The following is a 20,521-nucleotide window of genomic DNA, read 5'->3' as shown; positions in this document are numbered from 1 at the left end:
GGTTAGCCAGGTTTGTTATATGTAAATCCACATATAAGTTACTCCGGTTCTCCCTAATGAGGTGCGTATTATAGACGGTTTGGACTGGGTGTCAACCGATTTTTGATAGATTTCTTAATTAATTTTAGAAGATGGTAAATAAACCATATTTTTCAATAGCTTAGTAAAAAAAAGATATTAAACCAAAGAGGATTATTCTCTAGACATGTCTTAATGTTTAATTATTATTTGCTACGAAGCTTATTAGTAAGCTCAATTGGACATTTATAAACCATGCATTATATTACTGGGCTTATATAGGTATATATTCAACACTATTGATATTGACATTAAGCGTACCTATATAGGGAAGCTTACCGCGCCGCAGCTGTCTAGTGTTAATAGGCAGCGTTTGCTATAATAGCGGCTTTTATGACATTACTGCATGGCACTCCTAATTATTTTTATTAACAAGCAACTTATTCTATATTATATTATAGCGATTTGATGAACAGTTATTAAATGGCTACTTAATTAGCATAATATATAAGATAAATTTTAGCGCAGTGTTTGTGGTTAATGCCCATTTCTTACAACATATCCGACATATTATAGCGGTTAGATATAATTGACGTGGTCTTACGGTTATATGATTGATGGTTGCAATCATCACTGCCAACGGACCCAAAAAGGTGAATAGATTATGGTAGCGATTACTTTACCTGATGGTAGCGTAAAAAACTTTGAAGGCAATACAACGGTCATGGAAGTGGCGCAAAGTATTGGAGCGGGCTTGGCGAAGGCGACGGTCGCGGGACGCGTTGATGGCCATTTAGTAGATGCCCACGACCCTATCGTTGCCGATGCAAAAGTTGAAATCGTGACGCCAAAAGACGCTGACGGCGTCGATATCATTCGCCACTCATGTGCCCACTTGTTAGGTCATGCGGTAAAACAGCTTTATCCTGACGTAAAAATGGTCATCGGTCCTGTTATCGAAGATGGCTTTTATTATGACATCTATAGTGAGACGCCATTTACGCCTGAGCACATGGAAAAAATTGAAAAACGCATGATGGAGCTGATTAAGCAAGATTATGACGTCATCAAAAAAATGACCCCTCGCGATGAAGTGATTAAGATTTTTGAAGAACGCGGCGAAGATTATAAGCTGAAATTGATTAATGACATGCCGGGTGAAGAAGCCTTTGGTCTATATCATCATCAAGAATATGTCGATATGTGCCGTGGTCCACACGTGCCAAATACGCGCTTCTTAAAAGTATTTAAACTGACCAAAATGTCAGGCGCTTATTGGCGCGGTGATGCTAAGAACGAACAGCTACAACGTATCTATGGTACGGCGTGGGCAGATAAAAAAGATTTAAAAGCCTATATCCAACGTATTGAAGAGGCAGAAAAACGTGACCATCGTAAGATTGGTAAAGCGTTAAATCTGTTTCATATGCAAGAGCAAGCGCCGGGCATGGTGTTTTGGCATGCCAATGGTTGGACGATTTATCAAGTACTTGAGCAATATATGCGTAAAGTGCAGCATGACCATGGTTATGAGGAAATCAAAACGCCGCAAATCGTCGATCGCAGCTTGTGGGAACGTTCAGGCCATTGGGGCAACTATGCCACCAATATGTTTACCACTTCGAGCGAAAACCGTGATTATGCAGTAAAACCAATGAACTGCCCGTGTCACGTGCAAGTATTTAACCAAGGCTTAAAGTCTTACCGTGAGCTGCCGCTACGTATGGCGGAGTTTGGCTCGTGCCATCGTAACGAACCATCTGGTTCATTGCATGGTTTGATGCGTGTACGTGGTTTCACGCAAGATGATGCGCATATATTTTGTACGCAAGCGCAAATTCAGCAAGAAGTCGCGGATTTTATTAAGCTTACCCTTGCGGTGTATGAAGACTTTGGTTTTGATAATATCATTATGAAGCTCTCAACCCGTCCTGAAAAACGCGTTGGTAGCGATGAATCATGGGATTTTGCCGAAAAAGCCTTGGCAGATGCCCTAGATAGCTCAGGTCTTGATTGGGAATATCTACCGGGTGAAGGCGCATTTTATGGTCCGAAGATTGAGTTTAGTCTAAAGGATTCATTGGGTCGCGTGTGGCAATGCGGTACGATTCAGGTTGATCCAAATATGCCTGAGCGCCTTGATGCTGAATTTGTCAATGAGCAAAATGAGCGCGAAACCCCAATTATGCTGCACCGTGCAATCTTAGGCTCGTTTGAGCGCTTCATTGGTATTTTGATTGAAAACTACGCCGGTTGGATGCCTGTATGGCTTGCGCCGCAACAAGTAGCGGTGATGAATATCACTGATAAACAAGCCGATGCTTGTGAAAATGTGGTTCGTGAGCTGAAAAATGCAGGTTTGCGAGCGACGAGTGACTTGCGTAACGAAAAGATTGGATTTAAGATACGAGAGAAAACATTAGAACGCGTTCCCTATATGCTAGTATTAGGGGATAAAGAGGTCGAAACGGGCAGTGTCAACGTCCGAACTCGTGAAGGTGAAAACCTCGGCGTCATGAGTGTTGCAGAATTTATTAGCTTAGTACAGACTGCTGTCAGCAAAAAAGGCCGACAGACCCCAAAAACAGATGAGGAGTAATACCTATTAAACAGTCAAACCGTTTGAACATCAACGAAGATATCAATGCTAAAGAAGTCCGTTTGGTTAAAGAAGATGGCGAGCAAATGGGCGTGGTCGATATCGAAACCGCGATGAAAGCGGCGCGTGATGAAAACCTAGATTTGGTCGAATTGGTTCCTGAAGCCAAGCCGCCAGTATGCAAAATCATGGATTATAAACATTTCCTCTATGATCAAAAGCAGAAAGCGAAAGAAGCGAAGAAGAACCAAAAACAGACCCAGCTCAAAGAGATGAAGCTACGTCCTAGTACTGAAGAGGCGGATTATCAAGTTAAGCTGAAAAAAATCGTCAGCTTCTTGGAAAACCAAGATAAAGTTAAAATCAGTATCCGTTTCCGTGGTCGCGAAATGGCGCATCAAGAGATTGGACGCAAACAACTTGATCGTATCATTGAAGATACCGCTGATATCTCAAACGTCGAACAGTATCCTAAGATGGAAGGCCGTCAAATGGGTATGCTGCTTGGGCCTACTAAGAAAAAATAATCCACAGGTGGATTATAGCGAGTAGTGGCTGTAAATCGATGTGATGGTTAGTTGATATAATCAATTAACTAACACAGACAGCTCGTTATTATAGACAGTTATACTCTTAACCATCAATATACTCCGGGATATTGATGGTTTTTTCATATTTATTGCTGAATACGCGCATTAAATATAAAAAAGCTAAGTACGATAAGCCAAATTCCTCTATAAACGCTTTATCAACCTCAGTTTACAAAACCCATCTTCTCAACCTTTTCATTACCAGTTAATCTAAAGGTTATCTCATCACACATATCTCATTCGAATAAAAATTATTGGGTAATAAAAACAATTGAAACCACGACTATAAAAGTGCTAAGCGAAAACTGTTATTCATTAACAATGAATAGTTAATGACAATTAATAGTCAATAAATAGTGTCATTGATAAATAACGTCGTCGGTAAAGAATTCCATTTTTAGATATTATAGGAAATTTTATGCAAGAATTGACCCCACCTGAAAACGCCTCAACGCCTAGCATCACCTTAACTGCTCCTGAACCGGTGAAAGAGATTCAAAAAAGCGAAGCGGATCAAATGGTGAAACTGGACGAAAGCCACATCCCTGAACTTGATGCTAAGGTCGATGCCTTTGTCGATCACGTGATTAACAACTCAGTACACAGCGCTGAGTTTCAACAAAACGTCCAATCTATCCATAATTTGGGCAATAAAGAAATTCGTGAGTCGGCGCAAGTGTCGAACCGTATGCTCGATTTGCCAGCAAAAAGTCTCAATGATAGCTTGTTTGATAACTCACCTATTGCCAAATCATTGACTGAGCTGCGCGGTATTGTTGAAGATTTGGATCCGAGCAAAAAAGAGCTGACCAGCTCACGCAAGCTCTTCGGTCTGATTCCATTTGGTAACAAAGTGCAAGATTATTTCCGTCAATACGAATCAGCGCAATCACATATCAACGCTGTAGTGACTAGCCTCTATAACGGTAAAGACGAGCTGCTCAAAGACAATGCTATGATTGAGCAAGAAAAAGTCAATATGTGGGAGCTGATGCAATCGATTCGCCAATATATTTATGTGGGTAAAAAAATCGATGAGCAGCTTGAACAAAAGGTTTATGCCGTTGAAGCTACTGACCCCGAAAAAGCGCGTATTATTAAAGAAGAAATGCTGTTTTATGTACGGCAAAAAAATACTGACTTTTTAACGCAATTGGCGGTAAACGTACAAGGCTACTTGGCTCTTGATACCATTCGCAAAAACAACCTAGAGCTGATTAAAGGTGTGGATCGCGCGACGACGACGACTATCTCGGCGTTACGTACCGCAGTGGTGGTTGCTCAGGCGATGACCAATCAAAAACTGGTACTCGATCAAATCACCGCGTTAAATAAAACCACCAGCAGCTTGATTGAATCGACCTCTGCGATGCTCAAACGTCAGTCACTTGAAATTCACGAGCAGGCAACCAGTAGCACGATTGAGCTTGATAAACTCCAAAACGCCTTCAATAACGTCTATGAGACGATGGATATGATTAGCAATTATAAAATCGAGGCGCTAGAGAATATGAAACAAACGGTCAATACTCTGACAGCCGAGGTTGATAAAGCACAGAAATATCTCGATAAGTCGAATCAAACGACTGTCCTTGAAGTGTCGAAAGAGTTAAATACTAAAAAGATAACCAATCAATCAAATACGGTCGATATTGATATTTGATTGAGCTCGCATGTCGAAGGCTCTTATCGATACAAGCTAGCAGCTACTTGCTATCTGATACACATAAGACAATTGACCGAAGATATTGCAGCGTCGTTCGTGTTAAGATAGCACTTATTAATAATTTTAAAAAATAGATACGGTAATTTATGAGTTGGAATGATCCAAACGCCTCGAGTGAGGCACAAAAATACGTCAATCCTATTCCTAGTCGCGAACTGATACTCAGTACGATTAATGAATACGGTGAAGTCACGCATCAACAATTGGCAAAAGCCTTTAATATTGATGACCCTGACCAATTTGACGCTTTAGGCAATCGTCTAAAGGCAATGGCACGCGATGGGCAAGTAAACCGCGACGGGCGTCCTTATCGCTATCGTACTGTAACCGAACACGATATCGTCACTGGCACCGTGTCAGCTCACCCTAAAGGCTTTGGCTTCGTAATATTGAGTGATATGCCTGATTTGTTCTTGCATGAAAAGCAAATGCGCTGGGTATTTAATGGCGATACCGTACAAGCGGTTGGTACCTCTACAGATAATCGTGGCCGTACCGAAGGGCGTATTGTCGATATCGTTGAGCGTCGCCAAAACAATTTTATTGGTACATTGGCGCACGATGAAGAAGGTTATTGCGTTGAGCTTGGTAGCCCAAATAACCATCAACCGATTACCGTCACTGAAGAAAATGTGCAAGCGTTAGATGCCAAACAAGGTGCGCCAGTCAAAGTCGATATTATCGATTGGCCAAACCAACACGAATTTGCCACCGGTAAAATCACTGAAGTGCTATCTGATGATAATGACCGTGAATTGATTATTGAGACGACCCTGCTCAACTATGATATCCCGTCAGACTTTAGCGAAGCGGCATTACAGCAGGCCAATAGCTATCAAGAGCCGACTGAAAAAGACTTGAAAGGTCGGACAGACTTACGTGATTTACCCTTGATTACTATTGACGGTGAAGACGCGCGCGACTTTGATGACGCAGTATTCGCCGAAAAACGCTCGGGCGGTAACTATCGGGTGCTGGTGGCGATTGCTGATGTAAGCTATTACGTCACGCCAAACTCGCCACTTGATAAAGATGCTTACGAGCGCGGCACGTCAGTGTATTTCCCGCATCGCGTGATTCCGATGCTGCCAGAAGTCCTGTCTAATGGTCTATGCTCATTGAATCCTAACCTTGACCGTCTCTGTATGGTTGCCGATATCAAGATATCGCGTGCTGGTAAAGTCACAGGCTACGAGTTTTATCCGGGTGTGATGCACTCGCAAGCGCGTCTGACCTATAATCAAGTGAATGCTTACCTTGCCAATCCAAAAGATAAGAGCGTTCCTGAATCATTAACGGGCAATAAAGACGTTAAAAAATCGGTCGATACCTTACATCAATTGTATGAGCTGCTGCTAAAAAAACGTGAAGAACGCCATGCCATGGAGTTTGAAACGGTCGAAACGTATATTAAGTTTAATGAAAAAGGTGGCATCGAAGCGATTTTACCGCGTACGCGCGGCGATGCGCAAAAGCTTATCGAAGAATGTATGCTGCTTGCCAATACCTGTGCAGCAAACTTTGCCCTAAAACATGAGTTGCCTGTCTTATATCGTAACCACGATAAGCCTGATAGCGAAAAGTCAATGCGCATTCATGAATATGCCAAAAACTTTGGCTTAAGCTTTCCAGAAGAAAGCCCAACGCAAGCAGATTATCAGCGGATTATCGAAGCGACTAAAGACCGTCCTGACGCGATTAGCATCCACAGCATGCTGCTACGCTCGATGATGCAAGCGAACTATGCACCTGACAACATCGGGCACTTTGGTTTGGCTTATGATGAATATAGCCACTTTACCTCGCCGATTCGCCGCTATCCTGATTTAATGCTGCATCGCGCGATTAAAGCGAAAGTGACTAATAGCCAGCAGCCAGTAATGGATTTCTCGCTTGAAGAGGCTGGCACGCAAACCTCAGATACCGAGCGCCGCGCCGAAAAAGCATCGCGTTACGTGGAATCTTGGCTCAAATGTCATTATATGAAAGATCATGTCGGCGAAGAGTTCGATGGTGTAGTAACGACTGTGACGAGCTTCGGTTTATTTGTGACTTTGACCGACTTATATATCGATGGTCTCGTGCACATCTCCAACGTTGGCGACGACTTCTTTGTCTATGATGAGCAGCAACAGCAGCTTATCGGTAAAGACAGAGGCACGGTATTTGGGCTTGGCGACTTGGTTCGCGTAAAAGTAGCGGGCGTTAATATGGACCTGCTACAAATCGACTTTGATCTTAAAGCTAAGCTACAAGCAAGCCAAATGAATCAAACCAAACGTGATCAGCCAAAGAACAATTCGGCTGGTAAGAGCTCTGCTAACAAAACTTCGGCCAATAAAACCCCTTCTAAAAGAAGCAGCAGCCGTGGTAAAGGCACCAGCAAAAAAAGCTAACGCTGCCTAAATGTTAAGATTAAAAAAAAGACTAACGCTATCGTTAGTCTTTTTTTTGCTCATTAAAGGGTGATTAATTAGATGCTGTTATTAATATGCTGCTTATTTCAGCCTTAAAATTCTAAACAATAATAACTCCAAGGTTTAAAGCTCCTATTGCGTATTAGCGATTTGCTCACTACGTTGTTGACTGACCTGCTCCGCTTGTTCTATCTGCGTGCTTGCTTTATCAAGAATAGCTTTTGGCTGCTGCCCTAATGGCTGACTTACGATATCTGATGTCTTGCTGTCAGTTATAACTATGTCTGTGTTTTCTGTTTCACTGCTAGCGGCTAACGCTTCTCTATTTTTTTCACGTTGACTGCCGCTGATCATATTAAACCCTGCGAGAATAACGATACCAGCCAAAGCAAAAATAATCAGATGTTTGATTTGCATAAAAAATATCTCGTCTATGTCGATAAAAGGTAGATAGACATTTCATTGCATTTTTTATGCCGACTTTTATAGTTAGTAATCACCTTTTAATAGGTAATCTTCAACGCCACTCTTGTGGGCTATTCTTGCGGACTATTGTTACTTAGTAAGTCGGTTTCATCTGAATTTTCGGCAATTTCTTGCTCAACTTTTTCCATTAGTTTCTGGTCAGGACGCGCATCGAGTACTTCGTCGGCATTGCGACCTTGTAAGATATGCTTGGCTCGCGCCTTTGCTTGTTTCTTATCTTTATTTTCAATGCTAGTGCCAGTGGGAGAAGATTCATCAGACGCTTTATCAGTTGCAGAAATGTGCGGCATTACCGTCGTTTCCGCTGGGGATTTATCGTTCGTTTGACTGCTTTGGAAATGCTCAAAGGCTTTTTCTAGCTTATGGTTAAAGCGCAACTGATAAATGGGCTCGGGTAAAGTAAAACCTTCATCTTCTAAGGCATGCTTAGTTTCCCGAATGGCGATACTGCGGGCTTTGGAGAAATCTGCCTCCAATTGATTGACCCATACTTGGAACTGTAAAACGATGTTTGATTCGCCGACTTCTTTGATAACCGCCGTGACTTTTGGCTTATCTAAGGCAAATCCCAACTGACAGATGGCATCGATACCTACCTTGATCGCAGCAAGCGGATCGTCGTTGGCATCAACCCCGAGCTCAAAGGTAAAACGGCGCTCGGGGTTTTTGGTGTAATTTAAAATTGTTGCTTTAAAGACTTCAGCGTTAGGAATACGTAACTGATTGCCGTCTAAGGTCATTAAAATCGTGGCGCGTGAGGTTAGGCGCACCACGATGCCTTCTTGATTGTTAATCAAAATATGGTCGCGGGCGCGAAACGGTTGGCGGATACTGAGCATGAGCGAGGCAATATAGTTCTCAATGGTGTCTTTGACGGCAAAACCAACGGCGATACCAATAACACCTGCGCCGCCAAGCAGCGTGCCCAAGATAGTCTCAGCACCAATCAAACTTAACGCTAAGATAAGACCGAAAATGATAAAGATGACTTTAACGGTTTGGGCAAGTAACTCTGCGACAAAGGGATTTGGCGTAAGACGTTGCCACATTTTTTGTCGATTGGATAACCAACTGCCAAACCACGTCACTAAGGCAAATAAAACAATCCCTACGAGTAGTAGCGGCAACGCTTTGACTAGGTTTTTGGTTTGCGCTTTGAGACTCTGATAAACAGTCGAGACATTATCCTGCACATCAAGGGTGCGATTGATTCTATCTTCTACCGTCACCACGTCGGTTAAGCGATTGGTCAGATTAATCGCTTGCTGGGCTTTTTTCTCGTTAGGCGTCTCACCGGTTAAGGTTACAACCCCTTGGTTGACGCTGACACTTACTGCTTGCAAGCCGTCAATTTCTGAAAAAATGCCACTGATACGTTGCTGGATATCATTGTCTTTTAACGGCGTTGGCGTGGTTTCGATTTGGGCATTATTAGTACTTTCACCGCTGATAACTGGCGGTTTTTCAACTGGCGCGGGCGCAGTGTCAGAAGTACTTGGCGTAGCAGGGGTAATAGTGATGGCACTATTTAGACTATTATTTGGCTCATTGGCAGGTGGGGCGTTTATAGCTGGGGCGTTAGGCGTCTGAGCGCTGGTCCCACTGTCAGCTGTACTATCTTCAGTAGCCTCATTATTGAGTATAATACTCTCACTTGTGCTGCTGTCTGTAGCCGCATAAGTTGGCATGCTTAAAAGAACACTTAAAAAGATACTTAATAGCAATAACAGCTGAGCGTAGACGTTTATCGTTATACGCGACTGGCGCTGGCTTAACCTGTGTAGCCTACGTAATTGAGGCTGGTCAACATACGCTGCCATAAGTATCCCTTTATTATTCTAGCTTTATATCACATTTCCAATAACGCTCTCTGGACATGGCGACTAAAAACTATTTACCATCTAGATAAAGCTGCGCCTCACCCAAGTCTAAGGTGCCTTCGTAAATCGCGCGGCCAGTGATAATCCCTTCGATACAGTCACCATAAGGTTTTAGCAATTCAATGTCTTTCATATCGGTGACGCCGCCTGACGCAATCACCGGCAAGCCGCCTTCACGCGCTAAATTAACCGTTTGCTCGACATTGACGCCTTGCATCATGCCATCACGAGCGATATCGGTATAAACGATTGACGATACGCCAACATCAGCAAAACGCTTGGCAAGCTCGGTAGCTTTGGTATCGGTCACGTTTGCCCAACCGTGCGTGGCAACCATGCCATCTTTGGCATCGATACCGACAATAATGTGTCCAGCAAACTCGCGGCAGGCTTCGGTCACAAAGTCAGGATCTTCCACAGCTTTGGTACCAATAATAATGTAGGTCAAACCTGCGCTAATATACTGCTCGATGGTTTTCATATTGCGCACACCGCCGCCCAATTGAATCGGCAGCTTGGGGAAAGCTTTGGCAATGTCGTTGACCACTTGTTTGTGTACTGGGATGCCATCAAATGCGCCATTTAAATCGACCAAATGTAAGCGACGCGCGCCCTCATTGACCCAACGCGCCGCCATAGCGACTGGATCATCAGAAAATACCGTATCGTCTTCCATACGACCTTGTTTTAAACGCACACATTTACCATCTTTTAAATCGATAGCGGGGATAATGACAGGGACAGCACACATACAGCATTCCTTATAAAGCGATATCAGCGATTAAAAATAGTTGAATAATAACAATATGAATAAGAAAAATTCAAAAGTAAAAAAAGTATCCAAGCCCATTAAAGGACGACTACGTAAAATTTATTTAGCATAGCAAATTAAAAGCAGCTATTAGGGAAAATTGATTAAATATTAAAAATGGCAGTGGTAAATGAGAATACGAATTAAAGTTTGGTTAAAAAATGATAAAGAACCCATCACCGTAATCACAATCATAACCATAAGTTTTAGCTGAAGGAATCACTCGTAACATTAGGTAAATTCATTTACCAACTGGCAATTTTAGGTCAGTTTAGCGTATAATCCTAGGTAAATTTGTATTTGTATGATAAAACCTAATCGTCTGCTACCTATTGACGATTGCAATCAGCATAAGGTAAATATGAGCACCCCATTAGCACTAAATTAATGCTGAGCTTATCAAGACATTGAGTTTACCCTGTAATCATAGGTCATTAACCAGCACTTAGATAGCTTTCACAAAGACAGCTTTCATAAAGTATGAACAAATCACTGATGCCTCATTTATATTCACTCGTATGAATAGCGCTGCGTAAATTTTAATAACCCTATGATTCCTGATACGACAAATTTTAAGATTTTAATAAATCGTATGGTAAAACTGTATTTTATCTACTGTCATCCTCGTTGAGGACGCGGTTAGATTTATGAGTTTTACGATACACCTTGGTAGCCAGTCGTCACTTTGGTCATTCGAATAAGACATTAACGTGTTGTTAAGGAGTCTAAGGTCAGCGTTAATACTCTTACTTGTAGTTATGATGATGTGTTATGTCTAGAGCACTTTTTTACGCCCTTTTTTGGGAGTGATAAAGCACTTTATTGATGACGCTGTTATCCATGCTGCCGATATACCAAACAGGACGTCTGGTATCGTTTTAGACTATGGACTAAGTTTTCGCTTATGATTACCATCAAGAAAGGTTTGGATTTACCCATCACTGGTGAACCCTCCCGCGAGATATCTGAGCACAGACCCGCCTATGTAGCACTCGTTGGCTATGATTATGTGGGCATGAAGCCCACAATGAATGTCAAAGAAGGCGACATCGTAGCTAAAGGTCAGCCCGTTTTTGAAGACAAAAAACGGGTCGGCGTTATCTACACTGCCCCTGCTGCTGGTAAGGTCGTCGCCGTTAATCGCGGTGAGCGTCGTGTTTTTGAAAGTCTTGTGATTGCGGTCGACCCAAACGGTGAAGAAGTAGAATTTCAGCGCTACGACTCCCAGCAACTTGCTGACCTAGATTCTGAAGTCGTTGAAACCCAACTGCTTGCCTCTGGTGAATGGACCGCTTTTCGTACGCGTCCTTATAGCCGCTCCCCCGATATTGGTGCCCGTCCGCACGCTATCTTTGTCACCGCTATGGATACCAATCCATTAGCGCTTGACCCGATGTTGCTGATTAATGAGCAGCTTCAAGCGTTCAATGACGGACTTGCTGTATTATCAACCCTCAGCCCCAAGACCTTTGTCTGCCATCACGGCGATGCCCAGTTGACGCCAGTTGCCAAAACGGCTGCTAATAATGTCACTGAGTATCATAGCTTTGCTGGCAAACACCCTGCTGGTCTGGCTGGCACGCACATTCACTTTTTGCATCCTATCATGCGCGGCGTGACCGTGTGGACGATTGGTTACCAAGACGTGATTGCCATTGGTAAGTTGTTTACTACTGGTCGTTTATATACGCGCCGTATGCTTAGCCTCGCTGGCCCTGCGGTTAAAAACCCGCATTTGGTGGTCACCGAGCGCGGTGCAGATATCGCAGCATTGACCAAAGGTGAGCTTACAGCTGGCGAGAACCGTATCATCTCGGGTTCTGTGCTTTCAGGTCGCAAAGTGTTTGGCAATACCAATTATCTTGGTCGCTTTCATAATCAAATCAGCGCGCTAACCGAAGGTCGTGAACGTCCAGCGTTTCACTTCTTTACCGCTGGTACCAATCGCTTCTCTAAATTGCCCATCTATATCTCGCAGTTTTTTGGTGGTAAAAAATATAGCTTTACCACTTCGAGCAATGGCTCGCCGCGGGCGATGGTGCCAATTGGTGTCTATGAAGAAGTCATGCCGCAAGACTATCTGCCAACGCAGCTACTGCGCGCTTTGATTGTCGAAGACATCGTTAGCGCTGTCGATTTGGGTGTACTTGAATTGGACGAAGAAGATTTGGCATTATGCACCTTTGTATCTCCTGGCAAATATGAATTCGGCGATATTTTGCGTGACAACTTAACGCGCATTGAGCTGGAGGGCTAACCACGATGAAATTTTTACACAATATGTTCGATCGTATGGAGCCGTCTTTCACCAAGGGTGGCAAACACGAAAAGTACTACGCCATCTTTGAGATGTTTGATACGTTTTTACGTCAACCAGGCTCAACGACATACGCATCCTCACACGTACGCGACGGTATCGACCTTAAGCGTATTATGATTACCGTTTGGTTATGTACCTTCCCTGCGATGTTTTGGGGTATGTACAATATCGGTCATCAAGCATTAACAGCGATTGCGCAGCTTGGCTTACAGCCTGAAGGCTGGCGTACCGTTATCACCAGTATGGCGGGCTACAATCCAGACAGTATCTGGGCAAGCTTTGTCTACGGAGCCATGCAGTTCTTACCGATTTATATCGTCACCTTTGCGGTTGGTATTCTCTGTGAGATTATCTTTGCTGTCGTGCGCGGGCATGAAGTTAACGAAGGTTTCTTTGTGACTTCTGTGCTATTTGCGCTGTGTCTCCCACCAGATATTCCTTTATGGCAAGTTGCCTTAGGTATTATTTTTGGTGTGGTCGTAGCAAAAGAAGTCTTTGGCGGTACGGGTAAAAACTTCCTGAACCCTGCCCTATCAGGTCGTGCGTTCTTATACTTTGCTTACCCTGCTTATATGTCAGGCGACTCAGTATGGACGGCGGTTGATGGTTTCTCAGGAGCCACGCCACTTGGACTTGCCGCGCTTGGCGTCGTCCCAGCAGACTTCGTTGATGTTTATGGCAATGCCATCACATGGACGGATGCTTTCTTAGGTAATATGCAAGGCAGTATCGGTGAAGTATCGACGCTGGCTATTTTGCTAGGTGCAGTGGTTCTACTTTGGACGCGCATTGCCTCATGGCGCATCATGGCAGGTTGTGTGGTGGGGCTAATTGCCACATCGCTAGTCTTTAATATGGTCGGTTCTGAAGACAATATGATGATGAGCCTGCCGTTTTATTGGCACTTAGTCATCGGCGGTTTTGCCTTTGGTGCGGTGTTTATGGCAACCGACCCTGTATCAGCTGCGCACACCAATAAAGGCCGCTGGGCGTATGGTATTTTGATTGGTTTTATGACCGTACTCATCCGCGTCGTCAACCCCGCCTTTCCAGAAGGCATCATGCTAGCCATTTTATTCGCCAACTTATTTGCGCCATTATTTGATTACTTTGTGACGCAAGCCAATATCAAGCGCCAAACAGCACGGAGGGTTCGTTATGTCCAAGCCCAAAAGTAATAATGCAAAAACCATCAGCGTGGCGTTGACGCTATGCTTGGTGTGTTCTGTATTGGTCTCAGCGGCGGCTGTTGGTTTAAAACCAGCGCAAGTTGAAAACGCGCGCTTAGACCGTAACAAAAATATCTTAGTCGCCGCTGGTATGTTTGACCCGGCGTCTGATACCAATGAAGATGTGGCCGAGCGTTTTAAAGACTTTGAGGTAAAAATTGTTGACCTTAATAAAGGCGATTACCTCGATGACGACGCGCTAAAAGCCGCTGGCATTCCTGATCGCAATGCATACGATGCCAGTCAAGCGACCAAAAATCAGGCGCTAAGCGAAGATTTGGGCGGTAATGACCCTGCTGGTATCGGCCGTGTTCCTAAATACGCCAAAGTCTATGTCAAAAGTGATGACGCTGGACAGCCTGAAATGGTGGTGCTGCCGATTCAAGGCTATGGTCTATGGGGTACGATTTATGGTTTCTTAACGCTTGAAAGTGATATGAATACCATCAAAGGAATCAGTTTCTATGAGCATAAAGAAACCCCAGGTCTAGGTGCTCGTATCGAGGAGCCTGAGTGGCGCGCCATGTGGAGCGGCATTCACTCTTATGATGAAAACGGCGCAGTTGCAACAGGTGTGACTAAAGCCGGTAATCCAAAAGACAACTGGGTAGATGGCATTAGTGGTGCAACCTTAACCGGTCGCGGCGTCAGTAACATGATTCAGTTTTGGCTCGGTGAACAAGGCTATAAGCCTTACTTAGACCAGCTACGTGAACAAAACGGTAAAACATTGGCGGATGCAGAAGTCAAAGCCAGTCAAAGTCCGTATAAAAAACTGGGTCAGAACTTACATCAACAGCAGACGCATCCCGCAACCGAACTGGTCGCAGTAGTGCCAGCAGCACACGGCAAGGAGGCATAACATGGCTGATACAAAAACGATTTTAACCTCGCCTATTTTTGATAATAACCCGATTGCTCTGCAAATCTTAGGTATTTGTTCGGCGTTGGCGGTTACTACCAGTGTGGCGAATGCGCTGGTGATGAGTGTGGCGTTGACCTTGGTGACCGCATTCTCAAGCTTTTTTATCTCTATTATCCGTAAGCAAATCCCATCGAGCATTCGTATTATTGTGCAGATGACGATTATTGCGTCATTGGTTATTGTGGTTGACCAGATTTTAAAAGCGGTCGCTTATGACGTCAGTAAAGGTTTGTCGGTATTCGTTGGTTTGATTATCACCAACTGTATCGTGATGGGCCGTGCCGAAGCATTTGCCATGAGCAATCCACCAGTACCAAGCTTTTTAGACGGTATTGGTAACGGTCTTGGTTACTCGGCGGTACTGCTATTTGTCGCGAGCGTGCGTGAGATTTTGGGCGCAGGCAGTTGGTTCGGTATTACCATTTTGCAAACTGCTAACGATGGTGGTTGGTACGTACCAAATGGTCTATTACTATTGCCACCGTCAGCGTTCTTTATCATTGCTCTGTTCATTGTGATTATCCGTACTTGGAAACCTGAACAGGTCGAAGAAGCTGAATTTGTAATGAAGCCGCAATCTAAAGGCATGGCACAAGGAGGCGGTCACTAATGGGACACTATGTCAGTTTATTTATAACCTCGGTCTTTATCGAGAATATGGCGCTGGCCTACTTCTTAGGCATGTGTACCTTTTTGGCGGTATCAAAAAAGGTCTCCACCGCGATTGGTCTTGGAGTCGCTGTGGTCGTCGTGATGGCGATTACCGTACCGCTAAATAACCTTTTGTTTCAGTTCATCTTAAAAAATGGTGCGCTGGCATGGGCAGGTTTCCCTGATATCGACTTAAGCTTTTTGGGCCTACTCAGTTATATTGGTTTGATCGCCGCTGTGGTACAGATTTTAGAGATGTTCTTGGATAAGTTCGTCCCGAGTCTGTATAACGCCCTTGGGGTGTTTTTGCCACTGATTACCGTTAACTGCGCCATTTTAGGTGGCGTACTGTTTATGGTTGAGCGTGATTATAACTTTGGCGAATCGATGGTATACGGCGTCGGCGCAGGTTTTGGTTGGGCATTGGCGATTACCGCCTTGGCGGGTATCCGTGAAAAGCTAAAATACTCAGACATTCCAGCGCCGCTGCGTGGTCTTGGTATTACCTTTATCACGGTTGGTCTGATGTCACTTGGCTTTATGTCTTTCGGCGGTATGTCAATTTAAACCGCTAAGCTTAAACCCTATTTAGCACTTTGACCTATTTAATTCATTTATTCGGTAGGGGTTCAAAAAACGCAAAGACGTTTTTTCGCTCCCCTACTCCATAGATTAAGGATACCTACCATGGATTACGCTACGGCGATTGGTGGCGTTGCTATGTTTACCGTGATCATCATGGGTCTTGTTGCCATTATTTTGGCAGCGCGCTCAAGATTGGTCAGTTCAGGCGATGTTACTATCCATATCAATGATAATCCCGATAATGACGTCGTGACACCCGCGGGCGGAAAACTGCTACAAACACTAGCAAGCGAAGGTATTTTCTTATCTTCAGCCTGTGGTGGTGGTGGTACCTGCGCGCAGTGTCGTTGCCGCGTTATCGAAGGGGGCGGCTCTATCCTGCCCACCGAAACTGGGTATTTTACCCAAGGCGAAATCCGTAACCACATGCGCCTTGCTTGTCAGGTTGCGGTAAAGCAAGACATGAAAATTGAGATTGACCCTGAGTTTTTTGATGTACAAAAATGGGAATGTGAAGTTGTCTCAAACGATAACGTTGCCACCTTTATTAAAGAATTGGTGCTTAAAATTCCAGAAGGCGAGGAAGTCAATTTCCGTGCGGGTGGTTATGTACAGTTAGAAGCGCCGCCGCATGAAGTGCATTATAAAGACTTTGTGATTGACGAAGAATACCGCGAAGATTGGGAAAAGTTCGACATTTTCAAATATGTGTCAAAAGTTGATGAGCCAGTTATTCGTGCTTACTCAATGGCCAACTATCCAGACGAGAAAGGCATTATTAAGTTTAATATCCGTATCGCCAGTCCACCGCCTCGCGGCCCTGACGGTATACCACCGGGCAAAATGTCCTCTTGGGTATTTAGCCTCGTCCCTGGCGATAAAGTGACGGTTTCTGGTCCTTATGGTGAGTTTTTTGCCAAAGACACCGAAGCTGAAATGATTTTCGTCGGTGGTGGTGCGGGTATGGCACCGATGCGCTCGCACATTTTCGATCAGCTCAAACGCTTAGATACCAAGCGTAAGATTAGCTTTTGGTATGGCGCGCGCTCGATTCGTGAGATGTTCTACGTTGAAGATTATGATCAGCTAGAAGAAGAGTTTGATAACTTTGAATGGCATGTAGCCTTGTCTGACCCTCTCCCTGAAGACAATTGGGAAGGTCCAACCGGCTTTATCCATAACGTGCTGCTTGAAAACTATCTTAAAGACCATCCAAACCCAGAAGACTGTGAATACTACATGTGCGGGCCACCGATGATGAACGCGGCGGTAATCGACATGCTACACAGCTTGGGCGTGGAAGATGAAAACATCATGCTTGATGATTTTGGTGGTTAAGCGAGTTATTTAAATCGGTTGATAACACCTATTTATTCAACAAGTATCGTTAAGCTAAAAATATATGATAAATTAAGAGTCTCAATGGAGGCTCTTTTTTTATGCGCTAAATAAACCATTTTCAATCAGAAAGGATTCTTATGAAAACCAAAGCGAAAGATTTGACCATTTGGATTACCGGCGCGTCTAGCGGTATCGGCGAAGCATTATCAATTGCCTTTGCCAAACGTGGTGCCAGCATTATTTTAAGTGGCCGTGATAAAGCTAAATTAGAGACAGTCAAAAATCGCTGCAAAAACAGCAAAAAGCATATCGTCGTTCCCTTTGATATCGCCGATGCCGCGCAAGCAAAAGAAGCCTATGAAACAATCAAGGCTAAAACTGAAAAAGTGGATTGGTTGATTAATAATGCGGGCATCAGTCAACGCGCGCTTATCATGGAAACGACCGAGGAAGTTGAACGTAAGCTGATGGAGATAGATTATTTCGCGCAAACGCGGCTGACCAGACTGGTATTGCCCGATATGATTGCGCAAGGTGGCGGCAAAATTGTCATGGTATCGAGCGTGGCAGGTTTACTGGGTACCCAATATCGCGGCGCTTATAGTGCTGCCAAAGCCGCTATCCATATGTGGGCAAACAGCTTGCGCGCAGAATTGCATGACCAAGGCATCGAGGTCGCGACCATATTCCCAGGGTTTATTCAAACCAATATTTCTATCAATGCCTTGACTGGTGATGGTAGTGCGCAAGGGACAATGGATGACGCCACCAATAAAGGTCTTACTGCGACCGCCTTTGCCAAGCAAGTCGTCAAAGCCCTGACTAAGGGTGAAGAATATGTCATCGTTGCTGGCAGTAAAGAAAAGCTTGCCACTAGAGTCAATCGTTTATCGCCGCCGAAGCTATATAAGCTTATTCGTGAGTCACAGGTTAAATAAAAACAGGCAGGTTCAATCGTATCTTCTCGAGTCGTAGTTATTTAAGTCGTACGTTAGTCGTAAATTGGCCTTATCGGTAACAAGGGGTGTAAAATAGGCGACGCTTAGCTTGCTTAGTTTATTACCTGCAAACTAACGCCCCCACTCACCCCTTCGCTTTATCAAGTTGTGATGACTTATATGACAAATTTAACCACCTTTCTTACTCCTAACAAACCCCTAAAATCCGCCTCTTTAACCATCATTGCTATCAGCTCTGTACTCATGCTTAGCGCCTGCCAGCAAAAGCCCGATTACAACAATCTTAGCGGCGAGACCATGGGCACCAGCTACCACATCAGTTATCAATTGCCCAAAGGCGCTGATGAAGCTGCCATACAAGCAGCAATTGATAAGCGCTTGCAAGATATAAACGACAGCATGTCGACCTATCAAGCCGACTCTACTATTTCTAAACTTAACCAATTAGGCAAAGATACGCCGATTGCTATCGACGCCGATTTTAGCCATGTGTTGCAAGCCTCAAGGCAAGTTTATGAGCTATCGGGCGGCGCTTTTGACCCAACGGTAATGCCTTTGATAGAAACTTGGGGCTTTGGCAGTACCATGACGGTTGAGCGCTTACAAAGTCCGCCAACGGCGCTTGAGATTGCGCAAGCAAAAGCTTTGGTCGATTTTGACAGTGTCATTCAAAAAGATGACAGCATTTATAAAACCAAAGACGGCGTTGGCCTTGATTTTTCGGCGGTGGCTAAAGGTTATGGCGTCGACGTCATTGCCGATGTGCTTAAGAACACTTATCAAATTCGCAACTATATGGTTGAGATTGGCGGCGAAGTGGCGACCTCGGGCGTCAGCGCGCAGCAGCAGCCGTGGCAAATCGCTATTGATGCACCCATTGAGGGCAGTACGGTAAGTACTCGGCAAGCAATGGCGGTGATTCGCCAACCTATCAATAACGGCGCTAGCATGGCGCTTGCTACTTCTGGCAACTATCGCAACTCCGTTGTTTTCGATGGTAAGCATTATAGCCATACCATTGACCCAACCACAGGTGAGCCAATCGTAGGCGGTGCGCCATCAGTAACGGTCGCTGCAGAAACGGTGGCGCTGGCGGATGCGTGGGCAACGGCTTTGACCGCCATGCCTTATGAAAAAGCGCTGGCTACGGCAAAAGAGCATGATATCGCAGCTTTATTTGTCATTTTGGCAAAAGGTGTTGCAGCAGACACGGCGACCGATAGCGTTGATGATTGGCAAGTGGTCGAAACGCCGGCGATGAAAACCTTACGCGCCGATAAAAAGTCTTAGTATCAAACATCTAGACTGTAATAACCTGCTAAGCACAAACGGGCGAGGAAAATTTTTGCTATACTATAAGTAAGTCATTGCTTAGATGGCTGCTTCATATTTTAAACGAGAGGTTATCTCTATGCTTAACCAATTGCTTCCCATGCTTGCTGTTACCTTTACCGTCTTTATGCTGTTTTTTATCTTTATGGGCATCGGTTATATGGTCAAAAAAAAGCCGCTTAGAGGCTCGTGCGGTGGTGTGGCAAAATTGATGGGTGATGAGTTTTGCTCATTTTGTGGTAACGACCCCAATAAATGCGAATCGCTGGTTGACCAGCAGCAAGAAACCGCGCTAAAGGCTGCGCAATTAGGCAAGTCGGTATAAACCTGCTATTTGTTACCATACGTTGGTAGTATTTAGCCGCCCTCTATTCTTATAATAGCGTCGAGTCCTTTGCAATTAACCTTGCAAACTAACGGTGACTGACGCTATTTTTGCTTTAGCGTTTATATAAAAGCCTGTTTATCATAAGCGCTATCAGCAAAGCCAAAACTTCACTATTCATATACTAACTTTACCCTGATAAATGGGGTAGCAAGTTCATATGACTTGCTTTCTGCAAGTGTTTTTATACTCTATCTAAAAGCGAAAGAGGACTCCACCCGACATTAGGGTGGAGGTGAATTTCGCCTAGTGTTTATTATATTTTTA

The 20,521-nt window shown here is 44.3% G+C and carries 16 protein-coding genes; 13 read left to right on the top strand and 3 right to left on the bottom strand.

Annotated elements, in window-relative coordinates:
* Positions 1 to 682 precede the first annotated feature (682 nt).
* The 4 genes from thrS (at position 683) to rnr (ending at position 7,329) form a co-directional block, all read left to right on the top strand.
* Positions 683 to 2,617, top strand: a complete 1,935-nt coding sequence (gene thrS, locus H9653_RS11255) for a threonine--tRNA ligase (protein ID WP_191692435.1) — start codon at positions 683 to 685, stop codon at positions 2,615 to 2,617.
* 23 nt (positions 2,618 to 2,640) lie between these two features.
* Positions 2,641 to 3,144, top strand: coding sequence for a translation initiation factor IF-3 (gene infC, locus H9653_RS11250; RefSeq protein WP_144297936.1), 504 nt, complete (start codon positions 2,641 to 2,643; stop codon positions 3,142 to 3,144).
* Between the two features lie 481 nt (positions 3,145 to 3,625).
* Positions 3,626 to 4,870, top strand: coding sequence for a toxic anion resistance protein (locus tag H9653_RS11245; protein WP_191692434.1), 1,245 nt, complete (start codon positions 3,626 to 3,628; stop codon positions 4,868 to 4,870).
* A 149-nt stretch (positions 4,871 to 5,019) separates the two neighbouring features.
* The gene (gene rnr / locus H9653_RS11240; RefSeq protein ID WP_191692433.1) at positions 5,020 to 7,329 is read left to right on the top strand and encodes a ribonuclease R; all 2,310 of its coding nucleotides are present in this window, start codon (positions 5,020 to 5,022) and stop codon (positions 7,327 to 7,329) included.
* A 153-nt stretch (positions 7,330 to 7,482) separates the two neighbouring features.
* Here the strand turns inward: rnr and H9653_RS11235 are convergent, their stop codons facing one another.
* The 3 genes from H9653_RS11235 to hisA all read right to left on the bottom strand — a co-directional run bounded on the left by H9653_RS11235 (position 7,483) and on the right by hisA (position 10,467).
* Positions 7,483 to 7,767 (bottom strand): hypothetical protein, encoded by a 285-nt coding sequence (locus tag H9653_RS11235; protein WP_191692432.1) that lies wholly within the window; start codon positions 7,765 to 7,767, stop codon positions 7,483 to 7,485.
* Positions 7,768 to 7,886: 119 nt separating this feature from the next.
* Positions 7,887 to 9,656, bottom strand: coding sequence for a mechanosensitive ion channel domain-containing protein (locus H9653_RS11230; protein ID WP_404814819.1), 1,770 nt, complete (start codon positions 9,654 to 9,656; stop codon positions 7,887 to 7,889).
* A gap of 70 nt (positions 9,657 to 9,726) precedes the next feature.
* Positions 9,727 to 10,467, bottom strand: a complete 741-nt coding sequence (hisA, locus tag H9653_RS11225) for a 1-(5-phosphoribosyl)-5-[(5-phosphoribosylamino)methylideneamino]imidazole-4-carboxamide isomerase (RefSeq protein WP_068408306.1) — start codon at positions 10,465 to 10,467, stop codon at positions 9,727 to 9,729.
* 964 nt (positions 10,468 to 11,431) lie between these two features.
* Here hisA and H9653_RS11220 point away from each other — a divergent pair.
* From H9653_RS11220 to nqrM, 9 genes are all read left to right on the top strand, one after another.
* Positions 11,432 to 12,784 (top strand): Na(+)-translocating NADH-quinone reductase subunit A, encoded by a 1,353-nt coding sequence (locus tag H9653_RS11220; protein WP_191692431.1) that lies wholly within the window; start codon positions 11,432 to 11,434, stop codon positions 12,782 to 12,784.
* Positions 12,785 to 12,789: 5 nt separating this feature from the next.
* Positions 12,790 to 14,025 (top strand): NADH:ubiquinone reductase (Na(+)-transporting) subunit B, encoded by a 1,236-nt coding sequence (locus H9653_RS11215; protein WP_191692430.1) that lies wholly within the window; start codon positions 12,790 to 12,792, stop codon positions 14,023 to 14,025.
* Positions 14,006 to 14,938, top strand: a complete 933-nt coding sequence (locus H9653_RS11210) for a Na(+)-translocating NADH-quinone reductase subunit C (RefSeq protein ID WP_191692429.1) — start codon at positions 14,006 to 14,008, stop codon at positions 14,936 to 14,938. Before H9653_RS11215 ends, H9653_RS11210 begins: the two co-directional genes overlap by 20 nt.
* A 1-nt stretch (position 14,939) precedes the next feature.
* Positions 14,940 to 15,611 carry an NADH:ubiquinone reductase (Na(+)-transporting) subunit D gene (locus H9653_RS11205; RefSeq protein WP_068404384.1) on the top strand — a complete coding sequence of 224 codons (672 nt, stop codon included), beginning with the start codon at positions 14,940 to 14,942 and terminating at the stop codon, positions 15,609 to 15,611.
* Complete coding sequence (gene nqrE, locus H9653_RS11200) at positions 15,611 to 16,219, top strand: NADH:ubiquinone reductase (Na(+)-transporting) subunit E (protein ID WP_068404382.1); 609 nt, start codon at positions 15,611 to 15,613, stop codon at positions 16,217 to 16,219. The genes H9653_RS11205 and nqrE overlap by 1 nt, the downstream gene beginning before the upstream one ends.
* Positions 16,220 to 16,339: 120 nt before the next feature.
* Positions 16,340 to 17,575, top strand: a complete 1,236-nt coding sequence (gene nqrF / locus H9653_RS11195) for an NADH:ubiquinone reductase (Na(+)-transporting) subunit F (protein WP_144297945.1) — start codon at positions 16,340 to 16,342, stop codon at positions 17,573 to 17,575.
* Positions 17,576 to 17,715: 140 nt separating this feature from the next.
* A complete protein-coding gene (locus H9653_RS11190; RefSeq protein WP_191692428.1) occupies positions 17,716 to 18,516 on the top strand; it encodes an SDR family NAD(P)-dependent oxidoreductase in 801 nt (266 codons plus the stop codon).
* Between the two features lie 180 nt (positions 18,517 to 18,696).
* Positions 18,697 to 19,827, top strand: coding sequence for an FAD:protein FMN transferase (locus H9653_RS11185; RefSeq protein ID WP_191692427.1), 1,131 nt, complete (start codon positions 18,697 to 18,699; stop codon positions 19,825 to 19,827).
* A 121-nt stretch (positions 19,828 to 19,948) separates the two neighbouring features.
* A complete protein-coding gene (gene nqrM, locus H9653_RS11180; protein ID WP_068404374.1) occupies positions 19,949 to 20,194 on the top strand; it encodes a (Na+)-NQR maturation NqrM in 246 nt (81 codons plus the stop codon).
* Positions 20,195 to 20,521 lie beyond the last annotated feature (327 nt).

Origin of the sequence: Psychrobacter communis (genome assembly GCF_014836505.1) — a bacterium.
Taxonomy (GTDB): Bacteria; Pseudomonadota; Gammaproteobacteria; order Pseudomonadales; family Moraxellaceae; genus Psychrobacter; species Psychrobacter faecalis.
The sequence above is the reverse complement of the archived record's forward strand: the minus strand, read 5'-3'. Positions and strand labels throughout refer to the sequence as shown.